We start from the raw sequence: 14,667 nt of genomic DNA, 5'->3' as shown, positions 1-14,667 counted from the left end.
CGGCGCGGCCGGAGCCCGGGAATTCTTCAGGGGCGTCACGCGTTGTGACTGCCGTAACGGACTTTTCTTCGACGTAAGGATCAAATGACCTCCTCTTCTTCCCCTTCCCAGGACAAGCAGAGCTTCGCGGAGACGAACCGCACCGAGAGCCTTCGGGCCGATGCCCTGATGGAAGAGGACGTCGCCTGGAGCCACGAGATCGACGGAGAGCGGGACGGCGAGCAGTTCGACCGCTCCGAGCGTGCGGCCCTGCGCCGCGTCGTGGGCCTCTCCACCGAGCTCGAGGACGTCACCGAGGTCGAGTACCGGCAGCTGCGCCTGGAGCGCGTCGTGCTGGTCGGTGTGTGGACCTCGGGGACGGCGCAGGATGCGGAGAACTCCCTCGCGGAGCTCGCGGCCCTCGCCGAGACGGCGGGCGCCCTCGTGCTCGACGGCGTGATCCAGCGCCGCGACAAGCCGGACCCGGCGACCTTCATCGGCTCGGGCAAGGCGCAGGAGCTCCGGGACATCGTGCTCGAGACCGGCGCCGACACCGTCGTCTGCGACGGTGAGCTCAGCCCCGGCCAGCTGATCGCCCTCGAGGACGTCGTCAAGGTGAAGGTGGTCGACCGGACCGCCCTCATCCTCGACATCTTCGCCCAGCACGCCAAGTCCCGAGAGGGCAAGGCGCAGGTCGCTCTCGCGCAGATGCAGTACATGCTGCCGCGACTGCGCGGCTGGGGTCAGTCGCTGTCCCGTCAGATGGGTGGCGGCGGCGGTGGCGGCATGGCCACCCGTGGTCCCGGTGAGACCAAGATCGAGACGGACCGGCGCCGGATCCGCGAGAAGATGGCGAAGATGCGCCGGGAGATCGCGGAGATGAAGACCGGCCGCGACATCAAGCGGCAGGAGCGGCGGCGCAACAAGGTGCCGTCGGTCGCCATCGCCGGATACACCAACGCCGGCAAGTCGTCCCTGCTCAACCGCCTCACGGGCGCGGGCGTGCTGGTGGAGAACGCGCTGTTCGCCACCCTCGACCCGACCGTCCGCCGGGCGGAGACGCCCAGCGGGCGGGTCTACACCCTGGCCGACACCGTGGGCTTCGTCCGGCACCTGCCGCACCACCTGGTCGAGGCGTTCCGCTCCACCATGGAGGAGGTCGCTGATTCCGACCTCATCCTGCACGTGGTGGACGGTGCGCACCCGAACCCGGAGGAGCAGCTGGCCGCCGTGCGCGAGGTGTTCCGCGACGTCGGCGCGGTGAACGTGCCGGAGATCGTCATCGTCAACAAGGCGGACGCGGCCGACCCGTTGGTGCTCCAGCGCCTGCTGCGGGTCGAGAAGCACTCCCTCGCGGTCTCGGCGCGTTCGGGCCAGGGCATCGAGGAGCTGCTCGCGCTCATCGACGCCGAGCTGCCGCGCCCCGAGGTCGAGATCGAGGCTCTTGTGCCGTACACGCAGGGCGGCCTCGTCTCGCGGATGCACGCCGAGGGTGACCTGATCTCCGAGGAGCACACCCCGGAGGGCACGCTGATCAAGGCGCGGGTGCACGAGGAGCTGGCGGCGCTGCTCGCGCCGTACGTTCCGGCCGCGCACTGACGCCGCACGCCTCGGGCGTCGCACACGAAGAAGGCGCCGGCCGTCTCCCCGCGGGAGACGGCCGGCGCCTTCGTGTGTCGTGTCAGGTCAGCGGGCGAACTTCTTGCTGACCATCTCGTGGGCGGCCTTGGCGCCCCGGCCCAGCTGCGGTCCGGCGAGCCAGCCGTTGCGGCCGGCGGGGCCGATGGAGGTGTTCGACACCAGCGCCGTGGTGCCGTTGGGCAGCGCGCGGAACCAACCGCCGCCGGACGAACCGCCGGTCATGGTGCAGCCGATCCGGTACATGGTCGGCGTGACCGGGGCCGTGGACAGACGCGTCGCGCGGTCCAGGCACTTGTGCATGATCATGCCGTTGTACGGCGGCGCGGCCGGGTAGCCCCAGGCACCGACGGTGCCGGCCTGCGCGGGGGTCGGAGCCGAGAAGTCGACCGGCAGGGCCACGCCCACCGTCTCCTCCAGGGACTTGCGGCCCTGCTGCGGCTGGACGTGCAGCACGGCGTAGTCGTACGGCCAGGCCTGGTTGGTGCCACCGCCCTGGATCCACTCGCCGGAGGTCACGGCCCAGTCGGCCCAGTACTGGCCGTAGGGGTAGACCTCGTGCGGCTGCGCGTTGCGCAGCGCGGCGGGGGACTTGCCCAGGTCGTTGAAGGCCGGGACGAAGGTGAGGTTGCGGTACCAGCCGCCCTTCTTGCCCGCGTGGACGCAGTGCCCGGCCGTCCACACGAGGTTGGACTTACCGGGGCGGCGCGGGTCCTTCACGATCGTGCCGGAGCAGACCATGTGGCCCTCGGGGGCGTCGAAGAAGATCTTGCCGACCGGGGCCGCGTAGCGGTGGTACGGCGTCTTCTCGCGCTGCGCCGTCACCGGACGCGGCACGGGGTCGCTGCCGCCGGAGGTCGCCTGGGTCTCGACGGTCGGGTCGGGGCTCTTCGCGGACTGCATCCGCTCGGTGTCCCAGAGGCCGTCGATGACCGGGTTGACGAAGTCCTCGGCCTCACGGAGCCAGGTGTCCCGGTCCCAGTTCTTCCACTCACCGCCCTTCCACTTGTCGACGTCGACGCCGTGCTTCTTCAGCTTGTCGGCGAAGCCGTTCGCCAGATCGGAGGTGTCGGAGCCGGAGCCGCCCTCGGAGGGGCTCGCGGTGGCGGTGGTGTCGGCCGGCTTGTCCGCCGCCGGGGTCTCCGTGGGGCCGCAGGCCGTGGCGGTCAGCGCGATGGCCAGCGCCGCCGCCACGCCGGTGACGGCGGGCAGGAGTCGTATGGAACGCATGAAGTGGTGTCCCCCTGGGGTGTTCGCGCGTCCGGTCCCGCGGTCGGCTACGGCCGCTCGGGAGGTGATTGCCATGGACGCGTCACTAGCGGTGCACAGTATGCCCGTACGGGCCGGGCGGGACCGCAGTAGGTCCCGCCCGACCCACCGGCGCGACCTACTGGTTCGCGTACTTCTTGCTCACGCCCTCGTAGAGGGCCTTGGCCTCGGCGCCCAGCCGCGGACCGGCCAGCCAGCCCGCCGTCACCGGACCGATCGAGGTGTTCGACACCAGCGCCGGCCTGCCGTCCTTGCCGGGGGCCACCCAGCCGCCGCCGGACGAACCGCCGGTCATGGTGCAGCCGATGCGGTACATCGTCGGCTGTTCGGCCTTCACCGAGAGCCGGCCCGGCTTGTCCGTGCACTGGTACATCTTCTGCCCGTCGAAGGGCTTGCCCGCCGGGAAACCGGTGGCGGTCATGTTCGCGATCTTCGGCACCGCCGGCGCGTTGAAGTCCACCGGAAGCGCCGAACCGACCGTCTCCTCCAGCGACTTGCCGGTGGAGCCCTTCTCCGGCGTCACGTGCAGCACGGCGAAGTCGTACGGAGCGCCCTTGCCGCCGGTCTGCCCGCCCTGGTCGATCCACTGCTGCGAGGTCTGCGCCCAGTCGCTCCACCACACGCCGTACGGTGCGATCTCCTCGCGCGTCGCGCTCTCCAGCGCGGCGGTCGGCTTCCCGGCGTTGTTGTACGACGGCACGAAGGCGATGTTGCGGTACCAGCCGCCCTTCTTGCCCGCGTGCACACAGTGCCCGGCCGTCCACACCATGTTGGACCTGCCCGGGTGCGCCGGGTCCTGAACGACCGTCGCCGAGCAGACCATCGAGCCCTCGGGGCCGTCGAAGAAGACCTTGCCGGAGGCCGGCGAGTTCGCGTGGTACGGCGCCTCCACGGCCTTCGCCTTCACCGGCTCCGGCGTCGGGTCCGTCACACCCTTGTCACCCGAGATGTCCTCCTCCTCGACCGGCTTGTCCGGGCGCTCGGCGTCCCGCATCCGGTCCGGGTCCCAGAGGTCCTCGATGATCGGGTTGACGAAGTCCTTGGCCTCACGCAGCCACTTGTCCCTGTCCCAGTTCTTCCACTCGCCGCCACGCCACCTGTCGACGTCTATCCCGTGCTCCTTCAGACGCTTCTTCACGTCGTCCGGAATCGTGATCTTCCCGCCTCCGGACGGGGTCGCGGTGGCGCTGGGCTTGTCACCCCCCGCGTTGTCCTCGGTCGGACCGCAGGCAGTCGCCGTCAGCGTCAGCGCCGCGACGGCGGACGCTGCGGCCAGCAGCGGACGAATCGATCGCATCTCGTGATCCCCCTGGGACTACGTCAACTTGTGCATCAGTGAACAGCGTCGGCGCGGGATGCCGCGCCGCACGAAGCTCCCACTATGCCGGTGCCGGGTGGGACGGTACGACGCAGGTCCGCGGTTCCGTCCTCCACCAGGCCGTTGCCGTGCCGTGATCCGGGACACGCCAAGGAACTCCGCATCCGCCCGTGATCCCCGGCGGGCCCCGTCGTTGGTACGTACGGGGGACCCATCGGCAGCCTTCAGGACGCCCGGCGGGCAGCCCTGCAACGTACCGATGTGCAAGGCAACTGTTATCGCGGGAGGACACCGAGCCGTGGCCGTGACCGAACCAGCTCCGGCCGTACCACCGGGCGCACTGATCCACGAGGACCGTCGCGCGACCGGCGAGGGGGGCGCGCACGAGGGCATCCTGCGCCGGCAGGCGCAGCGCGAATCCGCGGCGCGCACCTACGCGCGCTCGCTGCCCATCGTCCCGGTACGGGCCAGGGGACTCACCATCGAGGGCGCCGACGGGCGGCGCTATCTGGACTGTCTGTCGGGCGCGGGCACCCTCGCGCTCGGTCACAACCACCCGGTGGTCCTGGAAGCCATCCGCAGGGTCCTCGACTCCGGTGCGCCGCTGCACGTCCTGGACCTGGCCACTCCGGTCAAGGACGCCTTCGTCACCGAGCTGTTCGCCACCCTGCCGGAGAAGCTCGCCGCCGACGCCCGCATCCAGTTCTGCGGACCCGCCGGCACCGACGCAGTCGAGGCCGCGCTCAAACTCGTCCGCACCGCCACCGGCCGGCGGGGCGTCCTCTCCTTCAGCGGCGCCTACCACGGCATGACGGCCGGCGCCCTCGACGCCTCAGGCGGCGCCACCGACGTCCGCGTCGCCCGGCTGCCCTACCCGCGCGACTACCGGTGCCCCTTCGGCGTCGGCGGCGACCGCGGAGCCGAACTGGCCGCCCGCTGGACCGAGAGCGTGCTCGACGACCCCAAGAGCGGCGTCCCCGACCCCGCCGGGATGATCCTCGAACCCGTCCAGGGCGAGGGAGGCGTCATCCCCGCCCCGGACGGCTGGCTGCGCCGCATGCGGGAGATCACCGAGGCCCGCTCCATCCCGCTCATCGCCGACGAGATCCAGACCGGCGTCGGCCGCACCGGCGCCTTCTGGGCCGTCGACCACAGCGGCGTCGTCCCCGATGTGATGGTCCTGTCCAAGGCCATCGGCGGCTCCCTCCCGCTCGCCGTCGTCGTCTACAAGGCGGAGCTCGACGCCTGGGAACCCGGCGCCCACGCCGGCACCTTCCGCGGCAACCAGCTCGCGATGGCCGCCGGCGCCGCCACCCTCGCCTACGTCCGGGAGAACAGGCTCGCCGAACGCGCCGGCACCCTCGGCGCCCGCATGCTCGGACAGCTCCAGGGCCTCGCCGCCGCCGACCCCCGCATCGGCGACGTCCGGGGCCGCGGCCTGATGATCGGCGTCGAACTGGTCGACCCCGAGGCCCTCGTCACCGCGGCCCCCGGGACCCACGACGTCGCCCCGCCGCCGGACCCCGAGCTCGCCCTCGCCGTCCAGCGCCACTGCCTCGACCGCGGTCTCATCGTCGAACTCGGCGGCCGCCACAACGCGGTCGTCCGCCTGCTGCCCCCGCTCACCCTCACCGACGAGCAGGCGGCCGCCGTCCTCGACCGCTTCGCCGACGCCCTGGCCGCCGCCGAACGGACCCACCGGCCCCGCCCGTCCGGGCCGTCCCACTGAATCCGGACCGACCCCGACCGGCCCCTTCCCCCTCCCAAGGAAGCCCCGTGAACCCCACCCCCGCCTCCGAGACCACCGGAACCGGCACCTCCGGCGGCCCGCTGACCGCCGAGCCCACCGTCCCCCGCCAGTACCCCGGCCCCCACACCCCCCTCGGGTCGGCGCCCGTCCCCACCCCGCCGCTGGCATCCACCTCCGCGCCCGCCCCCTGGGCCGACCCGCTGGACGACCCCGACGCCGCCCGGGCGGCCGACAGCGCCGCCGTCGAGAACCTGCTGCGCTGCTGGGTACGGGAGAAGAACCTGCCCGCCCCCCACGCCGGCGGCCCCCTGCGCATCCCCCTCGACGCCAGCGGCACCGCCCTCCTCGTGCCCGTCCGCCACTGGTCGCCCACCGGCTGGCACCGCTTCGGCGCCCCCACCCTCGAAGGGCTCCCCGCCACGGCGCCGGCCGTCGACGCCGTCACCGTCGCCGCCCTGCTCAGCCGGGAGACCGGCCGTCCCGAAGGCACCGAACTCGTCGGCCGCGTCGCCGACTCCGCCCGCCGCACCACCGAGTTCATCGCCGAACGCCGCCGCGCCCCCCGGCCCCACCCCGAGGCCGACCTCTTCCTCACCGCCGAACAGTCCCTGCTGCTCGGCCACCCGCTGCACCCCACCCCCAAAAGCCGCGAAGGCCTCTCCGAAGCCGAAGCCCGGCTCTACTCACCCGAGTTGCACGGCGCCTTCCCCCTCCATTGGATGGCCGTCGACCACACCGTCCTCGCCACCGACTCCGCCTGGACCGAACAGGGCCGCCCCGTCGCCGCCCCCCAGCTCACCGCGGGCCTCGCCGAGGGCCTCGACCTCCCCGCCGGCACCGCCGCGCTGCCGCTCCACCCCTGGCAGGCCCGCGAGCTCCGGCACCGCCCCGCCGTCGCCGCCCTCCTCGACGCCGGCCTCCTCCACGACCTCGGCCCCTACGGCGCCCCCTGGCACCCCACCTCCTCCGTCCGCACCGTGCACCGCCCCGGCGCCCGGTCCATGCTCAAGCTCTCCCTCGGCGTGCGGATCACCAACTCCCGCCGGGAGAACCTCCGCAAGGAACTCCACCGGGGAGTCGAGGTGCACCGCCTCCTGCGGACCGGCCTCGTCGACCAGTGGCAGGCCGCCCACCCCGGCTTCGACATCGTTCGCGACCCGGCCTGGCTCGCGGTCGACACCCCCGACGGCGAGCACGTGCCCGGACTCGACGTCATGATCCGGCACAACCCCTTCGCAGCCGGCGACGACGCCGTCTGCCTCGCCGCGCTCACCGCCCCGCGCCCCTGGCCCGGCTCCCCGCGGATGCGCTCCCGCCTCGCCGAACTCGTCCTCCGGCTCGCCGCCCGCACCGGACGCCCCACCACGGCCGTCGCCGCCGAGTGGTTCCTGCGCTACCTCGACCTCGTCGTCCGGCCCGTGCTGTGGCTGGACGGCCAGGCCGGTGTGGCCCTCGAAGCCCACCAGCAGAACACCCTGGTCCTCCTCGACCCCGAGGGCTGGCCCACCGGCGGCCGCTACCGCGACAACCAGGGCTACTACTTCCGCGAGTCCCGCCGCGACGAGCTGGAGAACCGCCTCCCCGGCATCGGCACCCTCAGCGACACCTTCGTCTCCGACCAGGTCACCGACGAACGCTTCGCCTACTACCTCGGCATCAACAACGTCCTCGGCCTCATCGGCGCCTTCGGCTCCCAGCAGCTCGCCGACGAACGCGTCCTGCTGGCCGCCCTGCGCCAGTTCCTCGCCTCCGCCACCGGCCTCGGCTCCCCGCTGCCGCACCGGCTCCTGGAAGCAGCGACCCTGCGCTGCAAGGCCAACCTCCTCACCCGCCTGCACGGCCTCGACGAGCTCGTCGGGCCCGTCGACACCCAGTCCGTCTACGTCACCATCACCAACCCCCTCCGCTCCTGAACACCGCTGGCCGATCACGCGATCCGGCCCCGTCCTCGCACCACCGGGAGCGGCGTTCCCACCGTCCGAACACCGCTGGTCCCTCGTGCGCACCCGTCCGTCCGCCCCACCTCACCCCCGTCACCGACCCGCCGAGAGGAGAGCGCACCCGTGCCTCCCACCGAAGCGCACCCCGGCACCGCCACCCCGCCCGCCGTGGACCGGGGCGCCGACGACACCCTGGACCTCCACCTGCCCGAGGAACTCGTCGCCCTTCTCGCCCCGGACCGGACGAGCAAGCGCACCCACGGCGACCTGCTCGACGACGTCGCCGGCTGGCAGCCCGCCGCCACCCCGGTCGGCCGCTTCCAACTCGTCCCCGTCAGGCCGGACCGCGACCTGCCGCTCATCGCCCGCTGGATGAACGACCCGGCCGTGGCCGCCTTCTGGGAACTCGAAGGCCCCGAGAGCGTGACCGCCGAGCACCTCCGCGCCCAACTCGACGGCGACGGACGCAGCGTGCCCTGCCTCGGCGTCCTCGACTCCACGCCGATGAGCTACTTCGAGATCTACCGCGCCGACCTCGACCCGCTCGCCCGCCACTACCCCGCGCGCCCGCACGACACCGGCATCCACCTCCTCATCGGAGGAGTCGCCGACCGAGGCCGCGGCGTCGGCACCACCCTGCTGCGGGCCGTGGCCGACCTCATCCTCGACAACCGCCCCCGATGCACCCGGGTCCTCGCCGAACCCGACCTGCGCAACACCCCCTCCGTGGCCGCCTTCCTCGGCGCCGGCTTCCGGCTCTCCGCGGAAGTCGGCCTGCCCGACAAACGAGCCGCGCTCATGGTCCGCGACCGCGCCCTGCGTCACGTCCTCTGAACACCCTCTGCCTTACATACACCGCTCGACCCACAGCGGTTCCCACTCCGAGGAGTCCTCGTGTCGATGTCCCCTGCACCCCACGACTCCGCACAATCCGCACCGCCCGTCCTGTCCGCTCCACCCGAGCTGAACCCCGGGGCCTGGTCGCGGGCCTCCTCCCGGCTACTCGCCAAGGCCGTCGCGGAGTTCGCGTACGAGGAGATCGTGGAGCCCCGGCCCGCCGACGGCCCCGACCGCTACACGCTCACCCTCGACGACGGCGCCACCCTCGCCTTCACCGCCCGCCGCGGCGCGTACCTCGGCTGGCTCGTCGACCCCGACTCGCTCACCCTCGACGGCCGCCCCGCCACCGACCCGCTGGACTTCCTCGTCCGCGCCCGCCGCCTCCTCGGCCTCGACGGCGCCACCCTCGGCCACCTCATCCGCGAGCTCAGCACCACCCTCGCCGCGGACGCCCGGCTCGCCCACACCGCCCTGCCCGCCGCCCGCCTCGCCGACCTCGGCTACGCGGAGCTCGAAGGGCACCAGACCGGGCACCCGTGGCTCGTGGTCAACAAGGGCCGGATCGGCTTCTCCGCCGGCGACGCCGCGCGCTGGGCCCCCGAGGCCCGCCGCCCCGCCCCGCTGCCGTGGATCGCCGTCAGCAGCCGGATCGCCGCCTACCGCGGTGTCGCCGGCCTCGACACCCCCGACCGGCTGTACGCCCGCGAACTCGACCCCGAGGTGCGCGAGACCTTCCACGCCACCCTGCGCGCTCGCGGTCTCGACCCGGACGCGTACCTCCTGCTGCCCGTCCACCCCTGGCAGTGGGACGAGATCCTGCTGCCGCTCTTCGCCCCCGCCATCACCTCCGGGGCCGTGGTCCCGCTCCCGGCCGACGGCGACCTCCGGCTGCCGCAGCAGTCCATCCGCACCTTCCTCAACACCACCCGCCCCGACCGGCACACCGTCAAGCTGCCCCTGTCCGTCCTCAACACCCTGGTCTGGCGCGGCCTGCCCACCGAGCGGACCCTCGCCGCCCCCGCCGTCACCGCCTGGGTCCACGGGCTGCGCGACGCCGATCCCTTCCTGCGCGAGGAGTGCGGCGTGATCCTCCTCGGCGAGGTCGCCTCCGTCACCGTCGAGCACCCGCTGTACGACCGGCTGCCGGAAGTGCCGTACCAGTACAAGGAACTCCTCGGCGCCATCTGGCGCGAGCCCCTGCGGCTCCCCCCGGGCGAACGCGCCCGCACCCTCGCCTCGCTGCTCCACACCGACCCCGGCGGCCGGGCCTTCTCCGCCGAGCTCGTCGAGCGCTCGGGGCTCGCCCCGCGGGCCTGGCTCCAGCGCCTCTTCGCGGCCCTGCTGCCCCCGCTGCTGCACTTCCTCTACCGCTACGGCACGGTCTTCTCCCCGCACGGCGAGAACGCCATCGTCGTCTTCGACGAGCAGGACGTGCCCGTGCGCCTGGCGATCAAGGACTTCGTGGACGACGTGAACATCAGCGCCGTGCCGCTCCCCGAGCACGCCACGATGCCGGACGACGTGCGGGCCGTGCTGCTCACGGAGGAGCCCGACTTCCTCACCCAGTTCATCCATTCGGGCCTCTTCGTGGGCGTCTTCCGCTACCTTGCGCCGCTTTTCGAGGAACAACTGGACGTCCCGGAGGAGGAGTTCTGGACGCTCGTGCGCGCCGAGATCCTCCGGCACCAGGCGCGCTTCCCGGAGCTGAAGGAACGGTTCGAGCTGTTCGACCTCCTCGTGCCGCGGATCGACCGGCTCTGTCTGAACCGCAACCGCCTCCATCTCGACGGCTACCGCGACCGCCCCGAGCGGCCCCACGCCGCCGTCCACGGCACCGTCCCGAACCCGCTCGCATGATCACCGTGACGACCCCGGCTGTCGGTGCCGCCCCGTAGGGTGGAAGGGCTATGACGAAGCCATCCCTCCCCGATCTCCTCCACGCCGCCGTCTCCGCCGTCGGCGGTGTGGAGCGCCCCGGCCAGGTCACCATGGCCGAGGCCGTGGCCGAGGCCATCGACGACGGTTCCCACCTCCTCGTCCAGGCCGGCACCGGCACCGGTAAGTCGCTCGGCTATCTCGTGCCGGCGCTGGCGCAGGGAGAGCGGGTGGTGGTCGCGACGGCGACGCTGGCGCTCCAGCGCCAGCTCGTCGAGCGCGACCTGCCGCGGACCGTCGACGCGCTGCACCCGCAGCTGCGGCGGCGCCCCGAGTTCGCCATGCTCAAGGGCCGCTCGAACTACCTCTGCCTGCACCGCCTCCACGAAGGCGTGCCGCAGGACGAGGAGGAGGGTCTCTTCGACCCCTTCGAGGCGGCGGCCCCCACCAGCAAGCTCGGCCAGGACCTGCTGCGGCTGCGTGACTGGTCCGACGAGACCGAGACCGGTGACCGGGACGACCTCACCCCGGGCGTCTCCGACCGCGCCTGGGGCCAGGTCTCCGTCTCCTCGCGCGAATGCCTGGGCGCGAGCAAGTGCGCGTACGGGGCGGAATGCTTCGCCGAGGCGGCCCGCGAGCGCGCCAAGCTGGCCGAGGTCGTCGTCACGAACCACGCGCTGCTCGCCATCGACGCCATCGAGGGTGCGCCGGTGCTGCCGCAGCACGAGGTGCTGATCGTCGACGAGGCCCACGAGCTGGTCTCCCGGGTGACGGGGGTCGCCACCGGCGAGCTCACCCCGGGGCAGGTCAACCGTGCGGTCCGGCGCTCGGCGAAGCTGGTCGACGAGCAGGTCGCCGATCAGCTGCAGACCGCCGCGGAGGGCTTCGAGCGGCTGATGGAGCTGGCGCTGCCCGGCCGCCTGGAGAAGATCCCGGAGGACCTCGCCTACGCGCTGATGGCCCTGCGCGACGCTTCGCGTGCGGTGATCACGGCCCTCGGCTCCACGCGGGACCGCTCGGTGCAGGACGAGGACGCGGTCCGCAAGCAGGCCCTGGCGTCCGTGGAGTCCGTCCACGGGGTCGCCGAGCGGATCACCCAGGGCTCCGAGTACGACGTCGTCTGGTACGAGCGGCACGACCGGTTCGGGGCCTCGCTGCGGGTCGCGCCGCTGTCGGTGTCGGGCCTGCTGCGCGAGAAGCTGTTCGCCGACCGCTCGGTCGTCCTCACCTCCGCCACCCTCAAGCTGGGCGGCGACTTCAACGGAGTGGGCGCCTCGCTGGGCCTCGCCCCGGAGGGCACCCAGGGCGAGGACCTGCCGGTGTGGAAGGGCATCGACGTCGGCTCGCCCTTCGACTATCCGCGGCAGGGCATCCTCTACGTCGCGAAGCATCTGAACCGGCCCGCGCGGGACGGCGAGCGCGGCGACATGCTGGACGAGCTGACCGAGCTCATGCAGGCCGCCGGTGGACGCACCCTCGGCCTGTTCTCCTCCATGCGCGCCGCCCAGCAGGCGGCCGAGGAGCTGCGGACCAGGATTCCCGAGCTGCCCGTCCTGCTCCAGGGCGAGGACACCCTCGGTGAGCTGATCAAGAACTTCGCCGCCGACCCGAAGACCTGCCTCTTCGGCACGCTCTCCCTCTGGCAGGGCGTGGACGTCCCGGGGCCGAACTGTCAGCTGGTCGTCATGGACAAGATCCCCTTCCCGCGCCCGGACGACCCGCTGATGAGCGCGCGCCAGAAGGCGGTCGAGGACGCCGGCGGCAACGGATTCATGGCGGTGGCGGCGACGCACGCGGCGCTGCTCATGGCGCAGGGCGCCGGCCGGCTGGTACGGGCGACGGGGGACCGCGGTGTGGTCGCCATTCTCGATCCCCGGCTGGCGACCGCGCGGTACGGCAGCTATCTGAAGGCCTCGCTCCCCGACTTCTGGTACACGACGGACCGCAACCAGGTGCGGAAGTCCCTGGCGGCCATCGACGCCGCGGCCCGGGCCGCGGCGGAGGCGTAGCGGGGGCGGACACCGTGGTGGCCCTGGTAGTGGGCCCCCACGGTGACGGAGCCCCCGAACGAGGCCGAAGGCAGCCGGGAAAAGACAGCAGGCCCCGGGACCGGCGCAGTGGGTCCCGGGGCCCGGTTCAGGGCCGACGAGGTGGGGTCACACCCGTCGCAGTACGGCGACGACCTTGCCGAGGATGGTGGCCTCGTCACCAGGGATCGGCTGGTACGCCGCGTTGTGCGGCAGCAGCCAGACGTGGCCGTCCTCGCGCTTGAAGCGCTTCACCGTGGCCTCGCCGTCGAGCATGGCGGCCACGATGTCCCCGTTCTCGGCGACGGGCTGGCGGCGGACCGTGACCCAGTCCCCGTCGCAGATCGCCGCCTCGATCATCGAGTCGCCGACCACCTTGAGGACGAACAGCTCGCCGTCACCGACCAGCTGCCGGGGCAGCGGGAAGACGTCCTCGACGGACTCCTCGGCCAGGATGGGGCCACCGGCCGCGATGCGTCCGACCAGGGGGACGTAGGAGGCGGCGGGCTTGCCCGTGGTGTCCGTCGGCTGCGTGCTCGGCTGGTCCGAGCCGCGCACCTCGTAGGCCCGCGGGCGGTGCGGGTCGCGGCGCAGGAAGCCCTTGCGCTCCAGGGCCATGAGCTGGTGCGCCACCGACGAGGTGCTGGAGAGGCCCACGGCCTGCCCGATCTCGCGCATCGACGGCGGGTACCCGCGGCGCTGTACCGAGTCGCGGATGACCTCGATGACACGGCGCTGGCGGTCGGTGAGGCCCGAGCTGTCCGCCCTGATGCCTGGAGGTCGTCCGGGGAGCGAGCGCGCGGGTCGCCCGGGCTCCCCCTCCCCGTTCATGACTGAGTCATTCATGGCGTGCACCGGCTCGAGTCGGCCCTGGGAGCGGTCCTGGGCAGTGATGGTGGCACTGTCTGCGGTGGTGGTCACGTCGGCGGCCCCTCTCGAATGGTCTCCCTGGCTGGCACAACGGTAGTAGCTTTCGAAAGGTTGCGCCAAACACACGTTCGAGTGAAAATTCGCAGTTCGCCTTACGCGTGTATGCGTGTGGGTGTATGGGCAGACCCGTCGCCGTCTCAAATCGGTCATTACGGTAGCCTTCGCCGCCGGGGCGGATCGGTCGGGCGCCGGGCCGAGGGTGCTCCCCTCAGTGTGGCACCGGCCACCCCGGAATCGGTGCCGCCGCGCCCTTCCCGTACCCTCGTGGCCGGTCGCGGACGCCTCGGAACGCCCTCGGTGCGTGCGACACGCGCATGGGGCGAAATTGCGCACCAACCCAAGATCTAGTGGTTGCATGTCAGCTGCCACCCACAAGTAGTGGTCCCCGGTCTGCCCGGGGTGCTCGGATCGCCTATGCTGGTGGTCGCTTCGAGGGGCCCTGACGGGCCTGGCGAGGCTATTCAGTCGTGCCGTGAGGGAGGGTCGGAACCACATGCACTGCCCCTTCTGCAGGCACCCCGACAGCCGTGTCGTCGACAGTCGCACCACCGACGACGGGACGTCCATCCGCCGCCGCCGCCAGTGTCCCGAGTGCTCCCGTCGTTTCACGACGGTCGAGACGTGCTCGCTCATGGTGGTCAAGCGGTCCGGGGTCACCGAACCCTTCAGCCGCACCAAGGTCATCTCCGGCGTCCGCAAGGCATGCCAGGGGCGGCCCGTCACCGAGGACGCCCTCGCCAAGCTCGGCCAGCGGGTCGAGGAGGCGGTGCGCGCCACCGGGAGCGCCGAGCTGACCACCCACGACGTGGGGCTGGCCATCCTCGGCCCGCTGCAGGAACTCGACCTCGTCGCCTACCTGCGATTCGCGTCCGTTTACAAGGCTTTCGACAGCCTCGAAGACTTCGAGGCCGCCATCGCGGAACTCCGTGAGCGGCCTCCTGCTGAGGACGGGGGGACCGGAGCGACCCCCGGGGTCCCCGTTCCCGCCACCGCCGCCGACTAGACCGGCGGGCCGGACCCCGGAGGTCCGGCGACCGGGGCCGCCCCGCGGCCCCCAGAAGACCTGCCCCGAGCGATCCGTGAGGCGTTCGTGGCAAGAGC

Annotated in this window: 10 protein-coding genes; 7 read left to right on the top strand and 3 right to left on the bottom strand. The window is 72.4% G+C overall.

Features of this window, described 5'->3' with window-relative positions; genetic code table 11:
* Positions 1 to 84: 84 nt before the first annotated feature.
* Entirely contained in the window at positions 85 to 1,578 is a 1,494-nt protein-coding gene (gene hflX, locus ACIRQF_RS29770; RefSeq protein WP_376628567.1) for a GTPase HflX, read from the top strand.
* Positions 1,579 to 1,665: 87 nt separating this feature from the next.
* Here hflX and ACIRQF_RS29765 read toward each other — a convergent pair whose 3' ends face one another.
* Both ACIRQF_RS29765 and ACIRQF_RS29760 read right to left on the bottom strand, forming a co-directional pair.
* Positions 1,666 to 2,847, bottom strand: a complete 1,182-nt coding sequence (locus ACIRQF_RS29765) for a trypsin-like serine peptidase (protein WP_404096576.1) — start codon at positions 2,845 to 2,847, stop codon at positions 1,666 to 1,668.
* A gap of 157 nt (positions 2,848 to 3,004) precedes the next feature.
* Complete coding sequence (locus ACIRQF_RS29760) at positions 3,005 to 4,183, bottom strand: trypsin-like serine peptidase (RefSeq protein WP_382481554.1); 1,179 nt, start codon at positions 4,181 to 4,183, stop codon at positions 3,005 to 3,007.
* A 319-nt stretch (positions 4,184 to 4,502) separates the two neighbouring features.
* Between ACIRQF_RS29760 and ACIRQF_RS29755 the strand changes: the two genes are divergently transcribed.
* The 5 genes from ACIRQF_RS29755 to ACIRQF_RS29735 all read left to right on the top strand — a co-directional run bounded on the left by ACIRQF_RS29755 (position 4,503) and on the right by ACIRQF_RS29735 (position 12,618).
* Entirely contained in the window at positions 4,503 to 5,933 is a 1,431-nt protein-coding gene (locus tag ACIRQF_RS29755; protein WP_376628573.1) for a diaminobutyrate--2-oxoglutarate transaminase family protein, read from the top strand.
* 47 nt (positions 5,934 to 5,980) lie between these two features.
* Positions 5,981 to 7,867: an IucA/IucC family protein gene (locus ACIRQF_RS29750; RefSeq protein ID WP_404096573.1), complete on the top strand. Its 1,887-nt coding sequence runs from the start codon at positions 5,981 to 5,983 to the stop codon at positions 7,865 to 7,867.
* A gap of 150 nt (positions 7,868 to 8,017) precedes the next feature.
* Positions 8,018 to 8,728 (top strand): GNAT family N-acetyltransferase, encoded by a 711-nt coding sequence (locus tag ACIRQF_RS29745; protein ID WP_404096570.1) that lies wholly within the window; start codon positions 8,018 to 8,020, stop codon positions 8,726 to 8,728.
* A 66-nt stretch (positions 8,729 to 8,794) separates the two neighbouring features.
* Positions 8,795 to 10,591, top strand: coding sequence for an IucA/IucC family protein (locus ACIRQF_RS29740; protein ID WP_404096568.1), 1,797 nt, complete (start codon positions 8,795 to 8,797; stop codon positions 10,589 to 10,591).
* 50 nt (positions 10,592 to 10,641) lie between these two features.
* Complete coding sequence (locus ACIRQF_RS29735) at positions 10,642 to 12,618, top strand: ATP-dependent DNA helicase (RefSeq protein WP_404096565.1); 1,977 nt, start codon at positions 10,642 to 10,644, stop codon at positions 12,616 to 12,618.
* 147 nt (positions 12,619 to 12,765) lie between these two features.
* Here ACIRQF_RS29735 and lexA read toward each other — a convergent pair whose 3' ends face one another.
* On the bottom strand, positions 12,766 to 13,557 hold the full coding sequence (gene lexA, locus ACIRQF_RS29730) for a transcriptional repressor LexA (RefSeq protein WP_376628582.1): 792 nt from the start codon (positions 13,555 to 13,557) through the stop codon (positions 12,766 to 12,768).
* 502 nt (positions 13,558 to 14,059) lie between these two features.
* Here lexA and nrdR point away from each other — a divergent pair.
* Positions 14,060 to 14,569, top strand: coding sequence for a transcriptional regulator NrdR (gene nrdR, locus ACIRQF_RS29725; RefSeq protein ID WP_376628584.1), 510 nt, complete (start codon positions 14,060 to 14,062; stop codon positions 14,567 to 14,569).
* Positions 14,570 to 14,667 lie beyond the last annotated feature (98 nt).

Source organism: Streptomyces sp. NPDC101191 (assembly GCF_044767915.1).
GTDB lineage: Bacteria > Actinomycetota > Actinomycetes > Streptomycetales > Streptomycetaceae > Streptomyces.
The sequence above is the reverse complement of the archived record's forward strand: the minus strand, read 5'-3'. Positions and strand labels throughout refer to the sequence as shown.

What these genes read in the sequence shown, in the direction of transcription:
- hflX (WP_376628567.1), top strand. Translation starts at nt 85, where the DNA reads ATGACCTCCTCTTCTTCCCCTTCCCAGGACAAGCAGAGCTTCGCGGAG.
- ACIRQF_RS29765 (WP_404096576.1), bottom strand. Translation starts at nt 2,847, where the DNA reads ATGCGTTCCATACGACTCCTGCCCGCCGTCACCGGCGTGGCGGCGGCG.
- ACIRQF_RS29760 (WP_382481554.1), bottom strand. Translation starts at nt 4,183, where the DNA reads ATGCGATCGATTCGTCCGCTGCTGGCCGCAGCGTCCGCCGTCGCGGCG.
- ACIRQF_RS29740 (WP_404096568.1), top strand. Translation starts at nt 8,795, where the DNA reads ATGTCCCCTGCACCCCACGACTCCGCACAATCCGCACCGCCCGTCCTG.
- ACIRQF_RS29735 (WP_404096565.1), top strand. Translation starts at nt 10,642, where the DNA reads ATGACGAAGCCATCCCTCCCCGATCTCCTCCACGCCGCCGTCTCCGCC.
- nrdR (WP_376628584.1), top strand. Translation starts at nt 14,060, where the DNA reads ATGCACTGCCCCTTCTGCAGGCACCCCGACAGCCGTGTCGTCGACAGT.